Source organism: Streptococcus pseudopneumoniae, assembly GCF_001072665.1.
GTDB lineage: Bacteria > Bacillota > Bacilli > Lactobacillales > Streptococcaceae > Streptococcus > Streptococcus pseudopneumoniae_S.
This window is the reverse complement of sequence record NZ_JVJI01000071.1, coordinates 1-1,238: the sequence shown is the minus strand read 5'-3', so window position 1 is coordinate 1,238 and position 1,238 is coordinate 1. Positions and strand designations below refer to the sequence as shown.

Sequence of the window (1,238 nt, the reverse complement as noted above, 5' to 3'; positions counted from 1 at the left end):
GAGAATAGTAAAATAATTCAACCAGAACATATGTTAAAAGAAAAGTCATTAAAAAGAGTGCCACTGTCGTAAAACTTGAAAGATTCGTTTTAAAATACCTAGTGATATCAATCTTATTCACGCGTAACCAATTATATAAAAAGACACTCAGTCCAGCACCGAGAGAAGCTGAAACAGTGAGTTTTGTAGCACGTCCATTTTTTTCTTTTATTTTACAGTACTCATCCGATGTAATAGGATACACATGTTGAAAGAAGAGCCAATTTATAGGTGGAAAAAGATATCCTATCAAATGGCATGGTCTTCTATCAAGTAGATAGTATTGATGATTGAATTCAAATACTAAATACCGAAAATTTCCATAAGTAAAACGAATTTGTGCCATCATTTCTCCTTAATTACAAACAGCTCACTTCTAATTAGCCCCTCTAAACTATACCCTAGCAAAGTAGCCTCATATTGATCTCCTAGTCCATTAGCATCATTCAGTTGAATCAACCACTCCTTAATAGTTTTTAATTTTACAATTGATGCATAGAAGGTTTGAAATAGTCTGTTTGGCAGAGAAAAGAGATTGTATTCATTGTCACTTGCATCTATGTAATAAATCTTATTTAATTCTGAAGAAAAATTTATTTTTCCCTTAACCCTAGAATCAACCGAATAAAAATCATCAAGTTTTTCTCTAGTCAAGTATTCTTTCAATATTTCGATATCCTCTATATCATTTGTTAAAGTCATCAGCGGGAATTCAAAATCTGTAACTCCTCTTTTAACAAAGATAGCAAAATATAGCTGCGCCAACTCTTTGTTACGAATTTTACAATACTCTAAAATAACCCCTCTTTCATTTAGTGAAATAAAAAATTCGTTTTCTCTTTTTTCTAGAATATAAATCATATCCACATTATCATATGCCTGCAACTTGTTATTTATTGAAACAATTTCGACATTGCTGATAAACCGTTTTAAGTTCCTAATATATTCATTATCAAACATTATTATTTCTCCGGAATAGATTCCATTTTTATTTTTTTAATAGGATTGAAATCGCAGCATCAAAAAATTACTTTTCAATAGAATTTAAAAAGTTATCAATGTCTTGGCCTTCTAAACTTTTTACCTTAACTCCCTGATTTTTAAAGATTCCTAAAGGTGTTTCGACTATTTTTAAAACTTCAATGTCTTTTCGGCTAATCTCTTTTGCCCATTCTAATTTGTTTATCTGCTTGAATCCC

The 1,238-nt window shown here is 30.4% G+C and carries 2 protein-coding genes; both read right to left on the bottom strand.

Going from position 1 to position 1,238, the window contains the following annotated elements; all coding sequences use genetic code 11:
- Positions 1-385: DUF443 family protein (locus ADH52_RS04430; RefSeq protein WP_049510332.1), on the bottom strand; the 385-nt coding region annotated here is incomplete at its 3' end.
- A complete protein-coding gene (locus ADH52_RS04425; RefSeq protein ID WP_049491581.1) occupies positions 385-999 on the bottom strand; it encodes a hypothetical protein in 615 nt (204 codons plus the stop codon). The genes ADH52_RS04430 and ADH52_RS04425, both read right to left, overlap by 1 nt.
- Positions 1,000-1,238 lie beyond the last annotated feature (239 nt).

Bases quoted from the DNA above. Each gene is read 5' to 3' on its own strand.
- ADH52_RS04425 (WP_049491581.1), bottom strand. From the start codon at position 999: ATGTTTGATAATGAATATATTAGGAACTTAAAACGGTTTATCAGCAAT.